The sequence below is a fragment of the Bartonella sp. MR110HLJHH genome (genome assembly GCF_042194225.1).
GTDB lineage: Bacteria > Pseudomonadota > Alphaproteobacteria > Rhizobiales > Rhizobiaceae > Bartonella > Bartonella grahamii.
Genome location: NZ_JBHIMQ010000001.1, coordinates 349,377 through 365,879, shown reverse-complemented (window position 1 = coordinate 365,879; position 16,503 = coordinate 349,377). Strand labels below are relative to the sequence as shown.

At 37.5% G+C, this 16,503-nt stretch carries 16 protein-coding genes; 2 read left to right on the top strand and 14 right to left on the bottom strand.

All coding sequences use genetic code 11. The annotated features are described in order from the left end of the window. Nucleotides 1–923 precede the first annotated feature (923 nt). Together typA and ppa are read left to right on the top strand one after the other, a co-directional pair. Entirely contained in the window at nucleotides 924–2,750 is a 1,827-nt protein-coding gene (gene typA, locus ACFIKB_RS01360) for a translational GTPase TypA (protein WP_375652616.1), read from the top strand. Between the two features lie 79 nt (nucleotides 2,751–2,829). After that, complete coding sequence (ppa, locus tag ACFIKB_RS01355; RefSeq protein ID WP_375644653.1) at nucleotides 2,830–3,360, top strand: inorganic diphosphatase; 531 nt, start codon at nucleotides 2,830–2,832, stop codon at nucleotides 3,358–3,360. Nucleotides 3,361–3,414: 54 nt separating this feature from the next. On the opposite strand, the gene ACFIKB_RS01350 is transcribed toward ppa, so the two are convergent. The 14 genes from ACFIKB_RS01350 to ACFIKB_RS01285 form a co-directional block, all read right to left on the bottom strand. Continuing rightward, entirely contained in the window at nucleotides 3,415–3,729 is a 315-nt protein-coding gene (locus ACFIKB_RS01350) for a DUF167 domain-containing protein (protein ID WP_012754584.1), read from the bottom strand. A 22-nt stretch (nucleotides 3,730–3,751) separates the two neighbouring features. Beyond that, complete coding sequence (locus ACFIKB_RS01345) at nucleotides 3,752–4,045, bottom strand: YggT family protein (protein ID WP_375647153.1); 294 nt, start codon at nucleotides 4,043–4,045, stop codon at nucleotides 3,752–3,754. A gap of 333 nt (nucleotides 4,046–4,378) precedes the next feature. Further along, complete coding sequence (locus ACFIKB_RS01340) at nucleotides 4,379–4,939, bottom strand: invasion associated locus B family protein (protein ID WP_375644655.1); 561 nt, start codon at nucleotides 4,937–4,939, stop codon at nucleotides 4,379–4,381. Nucleotides 4,940–5,038: 99 nt separating this feature from the next. Next, complete coding sequence (locus ACFIKB_RS01335) at nucleotides 5,039–5,560, bottom strand: RNA pyrophosphohydrolase (protein WP_375636027.1); 522 nt, start codon at nucleotides 5,558–5,560, stop codon at nucleotides 5,039–5,041. A 39-nt stretch (nucleotides 5,561–5,599) separates the two neighbouring features. Continuing rightward, nucleotides 5,600–6,910 carry a S41 family peptidase gene (locus ACFIKB_RS01330; RefSeq protein ID WP_375644656.1) on the bottom strand — a complete coding sequence of 437 codons (1,311 nt, stop codon included), beginning with the start codon at nucleotides 6,908–6,910 and terminating at the stop codon, nucleotides 5,600–5,602. Beyond that, on the bottom strand, nucleotides 6,900–8,180 hold the full coding sequence (locus ACFIKB_RS01325) for a murein hydrolase activator EnvC family protein (RefSeq protein ID WP_375636029.1): 1,281 nt from the start codon (nucleotides 8,178–8,180) through the stop codon (nucleotides 6,900–6,902). The genes ACFIKB_RS01330 and ACFIKB_RS01325 overlap by 11 nt, the downstream gene beginning before the upstream one ends. A 96-nt stretch (nucleotides 8,181–8,276) precedes the next feature. Beyond that, nucleotides 8,277–8,759: a 23S rRNA (pseudouridine(1915)-N(3))-methyltransferase RlmH gene (gene rlmH, locus ACFIKB_RS01320; protein ID WP_375636030.1), complete on the bottom strand. Its 483-nt coding sequence runs from the start codon at nucleotides 8,757–8,759 to the stop codon at nucleotides 8,277–8,279. Nucleotide 8,760: 1 nt separating this feature from the next. Further along, the gene (gene rsfS / locus ACFIKB_RS01315) at nucleotides 8,761–9,204 is read right to left on the bottom strand and encodes a ribosome silencing factor (RefSeq protein WP_375639212.1); all 444 of its coding nucleotides are present in this window, start codon (nucleotides 9,202–9,204) and stop codon (nucleotides 8,761–8,763) included. Nucleotides 9,205–9,257: 53 nt separating this feature from the next. Next, entirely contained in the window at nucleotides 9,258–9,851 is a 594-nt protein-coding gene (locus ACFIKB_RS01310) for a nicotinate-nucleotide adenylyltransferase (protein WP_375652614.1), read from the bottom strand. Between the two features lie 29 nt (nucleotides 9,852–9,880). Continuing rightward, nucleotides 9,881–11,137: a glutamate-5-semialdehyde dehydrogenase gene (locus tag ACFIKB_RS01305; protein ID WP_375636032.1), complete on the bottom strand. Its 1,257-nt coding sequence runs from the start codon at nucleotides 11,135–11,137 to the stop codon at nucleotides 9,881–9,883. Between the two features lie 45 nt (nucleotides 11,138–11,182). After that, complete coding sequence (gene proB / locus ACFIKB_RS01300; RefSeq protein WP_375636033.1) at nucleotides 11,183–12,322, bottom strand: glutamate 5-kinase; 1,140 nt, start codon at nucleotides 12,320–12,322, stop codon at nucleotides 11,183–11,185. A gap of 1 nt (nucleotide 12,323) precedes the next feature. Next, nucleotides 12,324–13,349, bottom strand: coding sequence for a GTPase ObgE (gene obgE, locus ACFIKB_RS01295; protein WP_012754573.1), 1,026 nt, complete (start codon nucleotides 13,347–13,349; stop codon nucleotides 12,324–12,326). Nucleotides 13,350–13,521: 172 nt separating this feature from the next. Continuing rightward, nucleotides 13,522–14,250: an RlmE family RNA methyltransferase gene (locus ACFIKB_RS01290; RefSeq protein WP_273790641.1), complete on the bottom strand. Its 729-nt coding sequence runs from the start codon at nucleotides 14,248–14,250 to the stop codon at nucleotides 13,522–13,524. A 29-nt stretch (nucleotides 14,251–14,279) separates the two neighbouring features. After that, the gene (locus ACFIKB_RS01285; RefSeq protein WP_375647159.1) at nucleotides 14,280–15,590 is read right to left on the bottom strand and encodes a Ppx/GppA phosphatase family protein; all 1,311 of its coding nucleotides are present in this window, start codon (nucleotides 15,588–15,590) and stop codon (nucleotides 14,280–14,282) included. Nucleotides 15,591–16,503: the final 913 nt, after the last annotated feature.

Genomic DNA, 16,503 nt, shown 5'->3' with positions numbered 1-16,503 from the left:
CTTTATATTTCTTCACAACGGTGTTGATAGTATACTATTCGCGTATATTATATCATTTATGAGCCCTATCATGAAATGGATGTAGTGTACGTTCAAAAATCTCTCTTAAGTACATGAATATGCAACAACAAGTCTATTCTGTTTAAAGCGTTCTGTTTGGCATGAAACGCATACTCCTATTAGAGAATGCGATTAACAAAAGTGTGAGGCAATGCACTATCTTCATGGTTTTAAAGATATTGCTTAGATGCTTTTGAAAGCATAAATTTGTCTTAACGGCAAAGATAAGAATTTTCTTTTGATGCCTTCATATTCCTTCTAAATAAGACTGTATTCCGGTTTCATAAATAAATAAAACAGATATAACTATTGACCCAATCTGGCATACAAAAGCTAGAACTTCTTATAAAATGCTTAATCGTCTCAATATTTACCTCAAATACACGGTTGCATTAGATCTGGATTTTGATTGACAAGTTATAGAATAAGAAAAAGCTTTATTAGAATAAAAATGTCGTACAATCGTCAATAAATTGGCTATGGATTGAGAGATCTTCGGGATTTTTATCAATCTCTTTGCAAAACGACAACAATAATACAGCTAGCTTTATACTTACTTATTCTTACAAGCGTTCATATAAATTCCTTACATCATATTGATAAAAATCAAATTGACAGTGATTTTTATGGACAATTCTTAGCTCGAGAATAAAACATCCGTACTATAAAAAACTTTTTACGAAGCTCCAGTAATTGAAGCTTAATAGAGCCTTAAAGACTTGGATGAATAGTTTTACCATAAAAATATTACCTCCATCTTCCAAAATTATAAAAAAACATGTAAAAGGTTTTGTAATAGTCAGGCAAAGAATGTAAAGACTCTGCCTCAAATGAAATTTCATTAAACGAAAAGAAGAAAATTTATGCAATTGCGTAACATTGCCATCATTGCCCACGTTGACCATGGGAAAACAACGCTTGTAGACGGACTACTCAAGCAATCAGGAAACTTCCGTGATAATCAGCGTACAAGTGAACGTATGATGGATTCAAACGATATTGAAAAAGAACGCGGAATTACAATCCTAGCGAAAGTGACATCTGTTGTTTGGAAAGATACTCGAATTAATATTGTTGATACACCAGGGCACGCCGACTTTGGTGGAGAAGTTGAACGCATTCTAAATATGGTTGATGGAGCCATTGTACTTGTTGATGCTGCTGAAGGACCAATGCCACAAACAAAATTTGTCGTTGGCAAAGCATTGAAAGTGGGGTTGCGCCCTATTGTTGCTATTAATAAAATTGACCGACCTGATGCACGCGTTGATGAAGTCATTAATGAGGTTTTTGACCTTTTCGCTGCTCTTGATGCAACCGACGAACAGCTTGATTTTCCTATTCTTTATGGATCTGGACGCGATGGATGGATGGCTGAAGCCCCCGAGGGACCAAAAGATCAGGGATTAAGTCCTTTATTTGATCTTGTGACGCAGCATGTCCCTTCTCCTAGTGTAGCAGAAGGACCGTTTCGCATGATTGGAACTATTCTTGAAGCGGATCCGTTTTTGGGACGAATTATTACAGGGCGGATTCATTCTGGCTCTCTAAAACCCAACCAAAATGTCAAGGTTCTTGGACAAGATGGAAAACTTTTAGAAACTGGGCGTATTTCAAAGATTTTAGCATTTCGTGGCTTAGAACGGCAACCTATTGAAGAAGGAAGTGCTGGTGATATTGTTGCGATTGCAGGTCTACAAAAAGGTACCGTTGCTGATACTTTCTGTGATCCTACTGTTAATGAACCCCTTACTGCCCAACCAATTGATCCTCCTACTGTTACTATGAGTTTTCTCGTCAACGATAGTCCCTTTGCTGGAACTGAAGGCGATAAAGTAACAAGTCGTGTCATTCGTGACAGATTGTTAAAAGAAGCAGAAGGCAACGTCGCTCTTAAAATTGAAGAATCAGCCGATAAAGATTCTTTCTATGTTTCAGGACGAGGAGAATTACAGCTTGCAGTTCTCATTGAAAATATGCGCCGTGAAGGATTTGAACTTAGTGTTTCACGCCCACGTGTTGTTATGCAAAAAGATGAAAATGGAATAACTCTTGAACCAATCGAAGAAGTTGTTATCGATGTTGATGAAGAATATTCCGGTACTGTTGTACAAAAAATGTCTGAACGTAAGGGCGAAATGGTGGAATTACGCCCTTCTGGGGGTAATCGTGTCCGACTTGTTTTTTATGCGCCAACCAGAGGACTCATTGGTTATCAATCTGAACTTTTAACGGATACACGTGGTACAGCAATTATGAATCGCCTTTTCCATGCTTATGAACCTTATAAAGGAGACATTGCTGGTCGCGTTAATGGTGTTATGATTTCAAATGACAATGGTGAATCTGTCGCTTATGCTCTTTTTAATCTTGAAGATCGTGGACCTATGATCATCGATGCGGGTGTGAAAGTCTATCAAGGTATGATTATTGGCATCCACTCACGAGATAATGACCTAGAAGTTAATGTGTTAAAAGGAAAAAAACTCACCAATATGCGCGCTTCCGGAAAAGATGAAGCCGTAAAGCTAACGCCTCCCATTAGAATGACATTAGAACGTGCCTTATCGTGGATACAAGATGATGAACTTGTGGAGGTAACCCCTAAAAATATTCGTCTCCGCAAACTCTATCTTGATCCTAATGAACGTAAACGTTTTGAAAAAACACGTGCATCAATTTTAAGCTAATTTGATAATCTCTTTGGTAAAATATTTATAAAATATTTAATTGTATTGAGCCTCACTATATCCCAGAAAGGATGTCTCTATGAATATTAAGGAAATACCTGTAGGCAAAAATCCACCAGAAGATATTAACGTTATTGTGGAAGTCTCCCTTGGTGGTCAACCAATAAAATATGAGATGGATAAAAAGTCGGGCGCATTATTTGTTGACCGTTTTCTTCATACATCAATGGTTTATCCTGGAAATTACGGTTTTGTCCCTCATACACTTTCAGATGATGGTGATCCTATTGATGTCCTTATCTGTAATACCCGTCCACTTATGCCTGGTTGTGTTATCAATGTTTGCCCCATCGGAGCTCTGATGATGGAAGATGATGGTGGTAAAGATGAAAAAATTATTGCCATTCCCACTCCAAAATTAACAAAACGCTATATTAATATTCATGACTATACAGATCTTCCCGAGATTACACTCAAACAAATTGAACATTTCTTCAAGCATTACAAAGATCTGGAACCTGGAAAATGGGCTAAAATTGAAGGATGGCGTGATAAAAACTTTGCTCATGAATTAATTAAGAAAGCTGTTGAGCGCAATAAAAAAATATAACGATTTTAATAAAATAAAGCCTGTTTTTTTAATAGGCTTTATTATTTATTTTTTCTACGAGATGCAATCTCTAAAGGATTGCCATATCTGCTTTAGCTCTTCTAAATGTGTTGAAAAGTAAAGTTGTTTGTAGCGAGATATTGCGCCGTTTTTCAGAGAAATAGAAGAAGATGGTATTTTCCACTGCTTCGCAAGAAATTTAATGAGAGCTTTATTCGCTTTTCCATCTTCAGGAACAGCACGAAGGCGTATAACCAGATATTGTTTTTCACCATCCCTACATTCAACCCCTATTATTTTGTCAACGGATGATTTGGGAATGAGATATACAAACAAAATCAAGTTATTTTTATCAACTTGATAAAACATGTATTCGCCTCAAGTAATATTTCTATAAATACATGTTTGCGTAAACGCGCCACATGAAAGTACGAATAAAATAAATAATAATGAACACTACAATAGGTGAAATATCAATTGTTCCAAAATTTGGTAAAATTTGCCGGACACGGCTTAGAACCGGATTTGTAAGACGATTTAGAAAGCTTCCTATCAAAACAACAAAGCGATTGCGCGAATTTATGATATTAAAGACATAAAGCCAAGAAAAAATGACACTAGCGATTAAAATATCAATATAAATATTAAAAATCAAATCAATCGTCCGAAGCAATGCATAAATCATGCGTCATCCCTTTCAATCGAGGAAACAGAAGAGCGTATAGAAAACCTTCATTAAAGCAGGTTTTTGTATCAAAAAATGGTTTTATACTTCAATACTCTTTTTTCTTGAATAAAAACCAGACATCTAGATTCTTCATCTCTCTATTTAATGACGATGCAGCTAGAAAACAAATATCAAAATTAAAAATAGCATATGAAAATAGAAGAAACAGCAAAAAATCTGAATATCCCTTATAGGATTAATCTTAAATCTCATCGTTTTAATTATTAATATATAGAAAACAAACAAACTAAAAACGGCCTTTTAAAGGCCGCTTTTATTTTATTTTTAAAATTATTTCTGCAAAGCTGTCAAACGGTTAAGAGCACTGCTAAAACCATTGAGCTGAACAAATAAATCATTCAAAGCTGGTTCACCTGCAGCAGCAATTGTCATCGCCAACTTTAACTGTTTTCCAGAACGTAAAGCTGCTACGTGATTTTTGTCAAAAACGACAGGAACCATGCAACCTGCTGGTACACAAGTCCGAATACCAGTTTCGATAACAGCTTTTCCCTCATCAACTTGTAAACGAACAGGCTTAGAAACCAAAATGCCAAAAGGAACTGTTAAATTACCAGATACAACACCCTCAGCATTGAGAATAAGGCTCATAGCCACAACAACACGCCCCTGATCATTCACTTCTTGACGGTGCATAAAACAAATTCTTTTCCCTTCTTGTATACCACAATTAATAGTCCACAAACCGTAGGTTTCAGTCAAAGAAGAAGCTCCATTTGGCAATGTCGCTGCCGCATCTTTTGATGCAGGAGTTTTTGAATTTGTTGCAAATGCAACAGATGAAATACTCAAGAGAGTAAAAACTATAAGTAAATTAAATAATTTTTTCATTTTATATTCCTGTTCTTTACATAAAAGAGAAACATGTTTATTATTTATAAATGATATAAAGCGTCTTAATAAAAAAGCTTTCTCATAATCATATAGCTTTTATAATGGTCTAAGGCTACCTCGAAATTCGCTGACAACTTTCATATAGACATGCTTTTTAAAAGAAACAGCGATCAACGGAAGGGTTTCTAGATCAATCCATTTCCATTGATCGAATTCCGCTTTATTGCCATCTGGTGGCGGATTAATCGCAATTTCAGAAAGCTTTCCCGTAAACTGGAAAGCAAACCACTTTTGTATTTGTCCACGATATTTATTGCTTAATGTACACCCAATAAGTTCTTGTGGAAAATCATAGTGGAACCAATTTTGTGCTTCTTTAATCAACTTTACAGATCGAATACCCGTTTCTTCATAAAGTTCACGATATGCTGCATCTAATGGTTTTTCATCTTCATCAATCCCTCCTTGAGGAAGCTGCCAACGATGAGATATCTCAGTCTCTGCATGAATAGGCGTCATTAAACGACGCCCAACCCAAACTTTACCCTCATGATTAAAGACAACAATCCCAACACATTTGCGATATGGAAGAATCTTCAAATTAATACCTGCATCCATTTAATATTCCTCAAAATCGCAAGCTATAGATATCATTTCTCACTTTAACACATCCTTATTGGGATCTGGTGGAAATGCTGCATTTGCCATTTCACCTCGTAACAGCTTATAGGCCTCATTCAATTGAATATCATCTTTAGGGTCTTTCGGAACAAAAGCAGCTGAACCAGATCCTTTATTACTCTCTCGTTTTCCTTTGATATGTCCTTTTAATGCAGACTCACCAACTTTTACATCATAACCCTTATATTTTTCAGGGAGTGGTTGCTCTACAATAATATCAGGCGTGATCCCTGTTCCTTGAATAGAAGTGCCAGATGGCGTGTAATAAAGTGCTGTTGTTAAGCGTAAAGCTCCATTTTCACCCAAAGGAATAATTGTTTGAACAGATCCTTTACCAAAAGACTGCGTCCCTAAAATTGTTGCACGACGATGATCTTGTAATGCACCCGCAACAATTTCAGAAGCACTTGCCGAACCACCATTAATAAGGACAATGAGCGGTTTTCCATGGATAACATCACCTGGCTTCGCATCAAACCTTATCACATCACTCTTTTTGCGCCCACGAGTCGACACAATTTCACCTTTATTGAGAAAAGCACTCGAAACATTAACAGCTTGATCTAAAAGCCCACCAGGATTAAGTCGCAAATCAAGAACGTAACCTTTTAGCTTATCTTCAGGAATTTTAGATTGGATATCTTTAATTGCCGCCAGAAGATTACCTAATGTCTGCTCAGAAAACTGGATAACTCTTAAATATCCAATATCGCCCTCAACCCGATACTTCACCGCTTTTACCTTGATAATATCACGAACAATCTTCACTTCAAATGGCTTATCAACACCAGAACGAATAATTGTTAAGGTAATTGGTGTTCCAGGAGCACCTCGCATCTTATTAACAGCTTCATTCAATGTTTGACCATTCGTTTGTACATCATCAATTTTTGAAATAAGGTCTCCTGCTAAAATACCTGCTTTTGAAGCGGGAGTATCATCCATTGGTGAAACAACTTTAATCAAGTTTTTTTCCATAGTGACCTCAATACCAAGACCTCCGAACTCTCCTTTCGTAGAATCCCGCATATCCTTGGCTTCTTCAGCATTCAAATAAGATGAATGAGGGTCCAGTGATGTGAGCATGCCATTGATAGCATTTTCAATAAGCTTTTTATCATCTGGAACTGTAACGTACTGCATACGCACGCGCTCAAAAACATCGCCAAATATAGCTAGCTTTTTATATGCATTATCTTCATTATTCGCAGCAACAGACTGCACCATAATCATTGAACAGGCGCCGAGCAATACCCCAGCGACCAAAAGAATAACTTTACGAATCATTTTGGCTCCTTCTTATTTTTTCAGTCTGCCACCAAGGAGTTGGATTTACAGGTTTTCCCTGCTTTCTAAACTCAATGTAAAGCATTGGAGAAGTTTTTCCTATATCCAATGCAACACTGTTTGAAATAAATTGCATCTCCATTATACCCAGAGGCTCACCAGAAAGGACAAACTGCCCCTGTTTTACATTAATTCTCGACATTCCAGTAAGAATAATATGATAACCATTTCCAACATTAAGAATAATTAACTGTCCGTAAGAACGAAATGGCCCAGCAAAAGCAACAAAAGCATCTACAGGTGATATAACAACAGCTCCTGACTCTGTTTCTATCGTTTCACCAAAGCGCGTAATCTGCGAATTTTTGTTAGAGCGATGTATTCTTTTTCCTGAAACAGGAAAAAGTAAAGAACCTTTTCGGCTTTCAAAATTGGACTGTTCTAACAATTGCAAACTTTTCCGTACCTGTACTGATGCATCAGAGCTAAGTTTTGACTGACGGTCGAGCTCTAAAATCAATTCTTCCAAAGACTGCGCTTTTTTAGCAAGAGCAATATTTTTTTGTTGCTGTTCTGTAAGTTCTTTTTCTGATTTTTTTTGTAGTTTGTTTTTTTTGTCTAATAAAAGCTCTAGACGTTTTCGCTGCTCTGCTTGATTTTGCAGTTTTGTCTTTAATGCCGTATATTCCGTAGTAATGGAATTACTCAAATTGGTCAACTCCTTGAGTTTCTGTGTTAAATCTCGTGTTTTCTCTTGCATCTGAGGAATAACAGTACCTAATAAAACAGAACTACGTATAGAAGCCAACGCGTCCTCTGGCTGTATCATAAGAGCAGGAGGCGGATTCAATCCCATACGTTCCAAAATTGCAAGAACTTCCGCAAATTCAGTGCGACGATTTTTTAAACTTTGATAGACTTGTACCCGCTCTTCTATCATTTTTTTAAGCTTTTCTTCCCTTTTAGCAATATCATCTGCTACTGTACGTTCTTCTTTAGCCGCCTTTATGAGTGCATCACTCAAAACACGTTGATCTTTTTTTAAATGCTCAACCTGATGCGTAAGAAAAGCAACACGCTCACGCGAAAGTGAAATGTTTTGGCGAATTTCTCCTAATTCTTTATGTGCTTCCGTACTCCTCATTGTATCTTCCGCATGCGATACAGAAAAGCAAAAAAACATACTCAAGAGCAAAATGACAAATATCACGCACTCCCCATATAAATATAGCATCTTTCTATGAAGAAGCTTTTTCATTTGCCCAACCATGACACCTCATCGTATACATTAGAGATGCTTTAAATGGTGTCAGCTAAAACAATATTAATAAATATATAAATAAGTGCTAAAAATTGCACAAAAATATTAAAAACGATGATACGGATGATTATTTTCGATTGTCACAGCGCGGTAAAGTTGTTCTGTAAGAAGAATACGTGCGATTTGATGTGGCCACGTCATCAAACCAAAAGATAAAAGAAAATCAGCATGCTTCCTTATTTGTTCATTATGTCCATCAGGTCCTCCCAAAGCAATGACGACATCTCGAATGCCTTCATCACGATAACACCTCAATTTTTCAGAAAAAGAAATTGAAGAAATCGATTCTCCACGCTCATCTAACACAATTAATCGACATTTTTCAGGTAAAAATTCAATAAGTCTTCTCCCCTCTTCCTCCATACGTTGACACGCTGTTTGAGCACGACTTTCTGGTATCTCTTGTAATTTTTTTAAATGAAAGCCTACAACTCCAGAAATTTTAGAAAAACGATCCAAATAATGCTGAACTAATTTTTGCTCCGCCCCACTTTTCATACGACCAACCGCAAAAATAGAAATTTGCATTTTAATGATCTCCGAAGAGAAGCAAAGCTGTATCGTTTAAATCCGGAGTCATCCATATTTTTTCTAAATTATAAAAAAGGCGAATTTCTGGACGAAAAAGATGAATGATAATATCACCTGTATCAATCAATACCCAGTCACCTCCAGCAAGCCCTTCTACACGCGCAAGCCCCTGCCCACTATCTTTCCAAGTATGTAATAAATGATCAGCAACAGAAGATACATGACGCTGCGAATTTGCTGAAGCTATGACCATATAATCAGCCAAAGATGACTTCCCCCGAATATCAATAGCAACAATATCTTCTGCTTTTGTATCTTCTAAGCTCTTGAGAATAACTTCAAGACTCTCTCTAACAGAAAAAACTTTTTTTTCTTTTGAAGGCATACTATCGTAAGAGTGTTTGTGTGCAATATTTTTCAGATCAATATCCTTTCTTATCATTGTGGAATCTAAAAAGAGATTTCTCTAAAGAGAAGCAGAATCTTATGAAATGTTCAAGAAAAATCATTCTTTTTCAAACGCAGGTTTGTTGAAGATTGAAAAGATAAAGGTCCATGCAAATAAGTCCAAACTGGTGGCTTGATAAAAGGTAATCGCTTACTTTCTCTCTCATCCAAACGAAAACGACGATAAATATGTGCCATAGGAGAAGAAAGTGCCGACCGATTGCCTAAAGGACGATCAATAATCGCAATAGGAAGCATAGAAACGATATCATGCCATCGATACCAATGATGTATCGTCATAAAACTATCTGCCCCCATAATCCATACAAAATTTACGCCACTGTAATGGGTAAGAATATGAAAAATTGTATCTATTGATACTTTGCTCCCTATAGCCTGTTCAAAACCTGTTAGGCGAATTTTCGGATGGTCAATAAGTTTAAAACTTAATTGCATTCTCTCCTCTAAAGAGAGCAACTGTGTACGATCCTTTAAAGGATTTCCTGGAGTGATCATCCACCATAACTGATCAAGATGCAAACGCCGAATGGCAATTTTTGCAACAAAAAGATGCCCTGCATGCGGTGGATTAAAGGAACCACCAAAAAGACCCACAACATTGGATCTTTCAACATGTGGCATACAATTTTTCCATGGAAAAAATGGTGTTCTCAAGCTCTAACCTGACCATTTCCTTTAACATGATATTGAAATGAAGTTAGCTGTTCAACACCTATCGGGCCACGTGCATGCATTTTTCCTGTTGCAATACCAATTTCCATTCCAAAACCAAATTCACCTCCATCAGCAAATTGTGTGGACGCATTGTGCAGCAAAATAGCTGAATCTAAATGATTAAAAAAATTCTTCACCACTTCCAAATCCTCAGCAATAATCGATTCCGTATGTCCTGATGAATAACGCTTGATATGAGAAATGGCTCCCTCAACACCCTCAACCGTTTTAACAGAAAGAATAGCATCAAGATATTCATGCGACCAATCTTCTTCAGAAGCTAATTTGACATCTGGCATAAGAAAAACAATATCTTCTGTAGCACGAATTTCACACCCCTTCTCCTGTAAAGCAGTTAAAACAGGAAGAAACTTTTTTAATGCCTGACTGTCAATGAGAACTGTCTCAACAGCACCGCATATCCCTGTCCGCCGCAACTTTGCATTTAAAACAATATTGCGTGCCATATCTAAATCTGCCGATTTATCAATATAAATATGACAAAGTCCCTCCAAATGAGCAAAAATTGGAACACGTGCATCAGACTGAACGCGGGCAACAAGGCTCTTTCCACCACGTGGTACTATCACATCAATCGCTCCATCCAATCCTTTGAGCATTTCCCCAACGGCAGCGCGATCTGTCGTTCCAACCATTTGAATAGCATCTTTGGGTAAACCAGAGCGCTCTAAACCTTGTACCAAAGCTACATGAAGAGCATGAGAAGAATGAAAGCTATCCGAACCACCACGCAAAATCGCAGCATTGCCTGCTTTTAAGCACAAAGAACTCGCATCAACTGTAACATTTGGACGACTTTCATAAATAATACCAATCACACCAAGAGGTGTTCGTACACGACTTATATGAAGCCCATTTGGACGTTTCCACGCGCTCATGACCTGTCCAACAGGATCAGATAAACGAGCAACTTGGCGAACACTGTCTATCATTGCACGTAAACGCAAGTCATCTAATTTTAGCCGATCAATCATTGCAGCTTTCAAATTATTCTGAGCAGCATTCTCTAAATCTTGACAATTCGCCCGTAAAATCTCATCTGACTGAGCCTCCAGACTTAAAGCGATCATTTCCAATGCATTGTTCTTTTGCTCAGAAGAAGCAACAGCCAACGCTGCAGCAGCATAGCGCGCTTTTTGTCCCATATCTTTCATTTGTTCTTCTAAAGTCATCGTATCATCCACTCTGCCAAAACAATAAAAACAAAAGTAACTTTTTTAAACAGAATTGGTCAAGCAACGTACAATCATATCATTACGATGCACCATAGCAGAGCGCGCCTCATACCCAAGAATAGCTTCAATTTCTTCACTTTTATGTCCTATAATGCGTACAGCCTCATCTTTGTCATAGCTTACAAGTCCACGCGCAATCTCAACTCCATCTGTACCAACAATTGCAACCGTATCCCCACGCTGGAAATTTCCCTCAACGGCAATAACCCCTGCAGCTAATAACGATTTTCCTGTTTCAAGGGCCCTAATGGCTCCTTGATCAATCGTCAAAACACCAGATGGATCTAAATGACCAGAAATCCATGTTTTCCAAGCACTGACAGATTTCTTACTTGCCGCAAAAAAACTCTTACGTTCACCTTTGTCAATTGCAGCAAGGGGATTCATACGCTTGCCTGAGGTGATAATCATCGCCGTTCCAGCAGCATTAGCGATTTTTCCGGCATCAAGCTTAGTCTTCATTCCTCCCCGTGAAAACTCTGAAGCAGCAACATCTGCCATTTTTTCGATATCATGCGTAATGGATGCAACAAAAGGTATAAATTCAGCCGTAGGATCACTATGGGGAGACTTTGTATAAAGACCATCAATATCAGATAAAAGTATTAAAAGATCTGCCCTCACCATTGTTGCCACACGTGCAGCTAAACGATCATTATCACCATAACGAATTTCAGTTGTTGCAACAGTATCATTCTCATTAATAACAGGCACAGCTCCCAAATATAAAAGCATCTCAATCGTTGCACGTGCATTGAGATAACGCCTTCGCTCCTCCGTATCAAATAAAGTGAGCAAAATTTGGCCTGTTTTGAGCCCATGTTGAGCAAGCGCATCACCATAGGTTTTTGCTAACTCAATTTGCCCCAAAGCAGCACATGCCTGACTTTCTTCCAATTTCAAAACGCCCTTAGGAAGCTGTAGCAATGTCCTTCCTAAAGCAATAGCGCCTGAAGACACCAACAATATCTCTACGCCTTTTTTGTGCAATTCAACAACATCACTGATCAAGCTTTTAAGCCATTCAACCCGTAAACCTGTCTGAGGATCAACCAAAAGGGCAGATCCAATCTTGACCACAATACGTTTATAGTGTGTAAGTTTTTGCGATCCAACAGCCATCTCAATCAACCTTGCTATCCCCACTGATCTCCTCTTTGCGTGACATTTCAATAATATGTGCACCAGCCCGCAGCACATTTTCTAAACCTTCGCGGCTAACCGCAGAAAACATCATAACAGGTTGACCCGCAGCTCTTTGCAAAGCTTCTTGTTTCGTTTTACGCTCTTCAATTGTCAGAGTATCTATCTGGCTTAAAGCGACAATTTCAGTCTTATCACTTAGATTATTTCCATATGCCTCAAGTTCATGACGCACAATTTGATATGCTTTTGCTACATCTTCTTCTTGAGAAGAAATCAGATGAAGCAGTACGCGACAACGTTCTACATGTCCTAAAAAACGATCTCCAATTCCCACACCTTCATGCGCTCCTTCAATTAATCCTGGAATATCAGCCAAAACAAATTCACGACCATCAATACGTACAACACCAAGATGAGGATGTAGAGTGGTAAAAGGATAATCTGCAACTTTTGGTTTTGCAGCCGTTACAGAAGCTAAAAAAGTTGATTTTCCAGCATTAGGTAAACCAACAAGCCCAGCATCAGCAATTAATTTCAAGCGAAGCCATACTGCGCGCTCTTCTCCAGCCAAACCTGGATTTGCACGACGCGGTGCCCGATTTGTCGATGTTGTAAAATGAAGATTACCAAAACCGCCATTCCCTCCTTTTGCAAGACGATAGCGCTGTCCCACTTCCGTTAAATCACAGATTAACGTTGTATTATCTTCTTCAAAAATTTGCGTCCCAACCGGAACTTTAAGGATGACATCGTCACCCTTTTCACCCGTCATATTACGACCCTTGCCATGCCCCCCTGTTTTTGCTTTAAAATGCTGTTGGTAGCGATAATCAATCAGCGTGTTAAGCCCATCAACAACAAGAGCCCAAACATCACCACCCCGTCCTCCATTCCCCCCATCAGGTCCCCCAAATTCTATGAATTTTTCACGACGAAATGATACTGCTCCAGAACCTCCATTACCAGAACGAATATAAACCTTAGCTTGATCAAGAAATTTCATTGGAAGCACTCTCTGAGGAATCAATCTCTCTACCTCTATAGGCAATACATTAGTTTTACCAGTTTTTCATCATTGATAACAGAAAAACTGTCAATATCGCCGATAACTCTTTGAGAAAAAATCATCACATCTAAATAGGTTAAGTAAAGTTAAATCTTCTTAAAAGAAGGCGCTATTCTTGTATTTTTGTTTTTCCCTTAAATTCAAGTGCTAGAAGATAAAGCTCTACTGATTCTGATCGGCTTGCAGGCGGTTTAACATGATAGACTTTTTTAAAATGCTGTTTTAGTATCGTGAGAAGAGTGTTTTCTGCTCCTCCTTGAAAAGCCTTTGCTAAAAAATGTCCCCCAGGCTTAAGAACCGAAAGAGCAAAATCAGCCGCAACTTCACATAAATAAATCGTTCTTAAATGATCCGTCTGACGATGACCTGTTGTTGGCGCTGCCATATCAGAAAGAACCACATCCGGTTTTGTCCCTAAAGTTTCAATTAATTTCTGCGGTGCATCTGTATGCAAAAAATCCATTTCCAACATGGCAACTCTAGGCAATGGATCAACATGTAAATAATCAATACCAACAACGCTAGGATCTTCATCACTTGACCCTACTATACGCTCAGCCACCTGACACCATCCCCCAGGTGCTGCTCCTAGATCAATAACCTTTTGACCTTTTTTCAAAAACCTATAACGCTCATTAATTTCAATGAGTTTATAAGCCGCACGCGAACGATAACCATCTACTTTTGATTGATGGACATAAGGATCATTCAGATGCCTCTCTAACCATCGTCGTGATGAAGCTTTAATGGTTCCTGCTTTCTTTTTTACGCGCTGATATAATTCATGTGACCCTGAACCTCCGTAGCCACCCCTCGGTGTTTTTGTTGTTTTTTTCATCGTTATTCATTGTCTCCATATTTAATTCTCTAACGCTTTAAATCTCCGCTCTTTCTATGACGACACCATACCCCATCGCGCAACATCAGCTCTATCAAAATTCCTTCCCTTAATCCACGATCAGCAACTCTTAAACGCTGACTTGGCCAAACTTCCCGAATAACATCTAAAATTGCACAACCAGCTAAAACTAAATCTGCTCTCTCGCGCCCAATAAAAGGACTTACGACACGTTTTTCTATATCCCATGACAATAGGCGTTTTGTCATAAGAGTAATGTCTGCATCATTCATCCAAATGCCATCCACTTTTTTCCTATCATAACGCTCTAAATTAAGATACATTCCTGCTAAAGTCGTAACTGTACCGGAGGTTCCCAAAAGATGAAACTTCGAACCTTGCGCTAACTCTCCTAATTTATGACGATCTGAAAAATTATTTAATAACCCTCGCACATAGCTTTTCATTTTTTCAAAATCATCTAAGCTAATATCATTCCCTCCAAAACGTTCAGAAAGCGTAACAACACCAACAGGAAGAGAAGTCCAAGCGATAATTTGTCTAGCTAAACGAAAAGAACGCTTTTGAGAAACATCAAGTAGCACAATTTCTGATGATCCTCCTCCAATATCAAAAAGCACAATTGCGTCAGTATTTGGTTCAACAAGTGTACTACACCCTGTAACAGCAAAACGCGCTTCTGTTTGCCGATCAACAATTTCCAATTCAAGACCTGTCTCCTCCAAAACACGCTGAATAAAATGTCTACCATTTTCTGCAGAACGACAAGCTTCTGTTGCAATCAAGCGATAACGCTTAATATGCCTTTGTTTTAGCTTTAGATGACAAATCTTTAATGCTTCAATCGCACGATCCATAGCTCGTGTATTAAGAAAACCGTTATTTATTAAACCTTCTCCCAATCTTACAATACGAGAAAAAGCATCAACAACACGAAAATATCCAGGTTTACTGGGAGATGCAATGAGAAGACGACAATTATTCGTTCCGAGATCAAGTGCCGCATAAAGAGGTGGAGATTTTACTGGAGGGAACCGTCGAAGAAAAGGCGCTTTGAGTTTTGTTGTTTTTTGAGCACCTATCATTATCTGACTATGAAACTCAAAAGCTGTCTCAGATTGAACAAAAGCCTGTTTCTGTTCATAATGTTTTTTTCTCTGTTGTCTCTTTATATCAACAAAAACAGAGTATGCTTCTGTTCGTGACAATGCAGAACGATTATTTGTATTACTACCGCACTGATCATACAACTGATCTGCTTTGGTATCGTATATTTCTCCTCGCTTTAACTCTTTTGAACCATAATTTAACGGGGTCATTTCTCTTATCCCTTGAGCGTTCCCCCAATAAATAAACGCGAAAACTCTTCTTCTCATTCCTAAATAAAGCAATAATGCAGCATCAAATGATAAATACAAGAAATCATTCTTTCTTTGCCTATCATTAAAATTTTCTACACTAGCATCATTCAGATTTTTGTATAATCTTTTGGTTGTTTCCGTGAAATCATGCTTCTCTTTATGAACTTAAAACTATAAATTAATCGTTTACGTTCGCATCAATTTTTATAAATTTTGCTCTTTTCTTTATATCATTTACACGGAGTACACTTCTATTGTAACAAACCTACATTATCATACTATTTGCTGCCCCTTAAGGACACAACAACCTATACATTAGTACGGTTTATAAAAAATTTTTTCTTTTTTTCAATCTCGTTATCCACACACGAACCTCGTTTGTTGTATGCAATGAAATGGCTTTGATTATGCTGGAATAAAAGTTCCGTAGTACTACAAAATGCAATTACAATAGCTGTTATTTTGTGAATACCAATTAAAACTATCGTTCAAAAAATTCTCTAGGATTATAAATTTATCTGAAAAATATTAATGCTTAATCAGACCGCTCTAAAAATCCATTTAAAGCTTTAAAAAAGAATTTAGCCTACTTACTATTATAAGGAAGCTATCTTTTTAATTATTTTAAATCGAGTATTTCTAATCTTTTTTACTTCTAATAACTCACGAAATCACTCTTTAAGCTTTATGGAAAATACTAACTTTATTTTCTATTACATATAAAGAACTTATTGTGACTTTATATTCATAAAACTCTCACTCTTTCCAATAAATCACCTTGATATCATATTATATAAAAATTCTTACTTATTTGACCTTATAATTTACACTCAAAAATATAATACAACGATTTATGAAAAAATGACTCTTG

Coding starts and splice junctions, on each gene's coding strand:
- ACFIKB_RS01325 (WP_375636029.1), bottom strand. CDS start 8,180: ATGGTTGGGCAAATGAAAAAGCTTCTTCATAGAAAGATGCTATATTTA.
- ACFIKB_RS01350 (WP_012754584.1), bottom strand. CDS start 3,729: ATGTTTTATCAAGTTGATAAAAATAACTTGATTTTGTTTGTATATCTC.
- obgE (WP_012754573.1), bottom strand. CDS start 13,349: ATGAAATTTCTTGATCAAGCTAAGGTTTATATTCGTTCTGGTAATGGA.
- ACFIKB_RS01335 (WP_375636027.1), bottom strand. CDS start 5,560: ATGGATGCAGGTATTAATTTGAAGATTCTTCCATATCGCAAATGTGTT.
- ACFIKB_RS01330 (WP_375644656.1), bottom strand. CDS start 6,910: ATGATTCGTAAAGTTATTCTTTTGGTCGCTGGGGTATTGCTCGGCGCC.
- ACFIKB_RS01345 (WP_375647153.1), bottom strand. CDS start 4,045: ATGATTTATGCATTGCTTCGGACGATTGATTTGATTTTTAATATTTAT.
- ACFIKB_RS01305 (WP_375636032.1), bottom strand. CDS start 11,137: ATGACTTTAGAAGAACAAATGAAAGATATGGGACAAAAAGCGCGCTAT.
- rsfS (WP_375639212.1), bottom strand. CDS start 9,204: ATGATAAGAAAGGATATTGATCTGAAAAATATTGCACACAAACACTCT.
- typA (WP_375652616.1), top strand. CDS start 924: ATGCAATTGCGTAACATTGCCATCATTGCCCACGTTGACCATGGGAAA.
- ACFIKB_RS01285 (WP_375647159.1), bottom strand. CDS start 15,590: ATGACCCCGTTAAATTATGGTTCAAAAGAGTTAAAGCGAGGAGAAATA.
- ACFIKB_RS01290 (WP_273790641.1), bottom strand. CDS start 14,250: ATGAAAAAAACAACAAAAACACCGAGGGGTGGCTACGGAGGTTCAGGG.
- ACFIKB_RS01310 (WP_375652614.1), bottom strand. CDS start 9,851: ATGCCACATGTTGAAAGATCCAATGTTGTGGGTCTTTTTGGTGGTTCC.
- proB (WP_375636033.1), bottom strand. CDS start 12,322: ATGGCTGTTGGATCGCAAAAACTTACACACTATAAACGTATTGTGGTC.
- rlmH (WP_375636030.1), bottom strand. CDS start 8,759: ATGCAAATTTCTATTTTTGCGGTTGGTCGTATGAAAAGTGGGGCGGAG.
- ACFIKB_RS01340 (WP_375644655.1), bottom strand. CDS start 4,939: ATGAAAAAATTATTTAATTTACTTATAGTTTTTACTCTCTTGAGTATT.
- ppa (WP_375644653.1), top strand. CDS start 2,830: ATGAATATTAAGGAAATACCTGTAGGCAAAAATCCACCAGAAGATATT.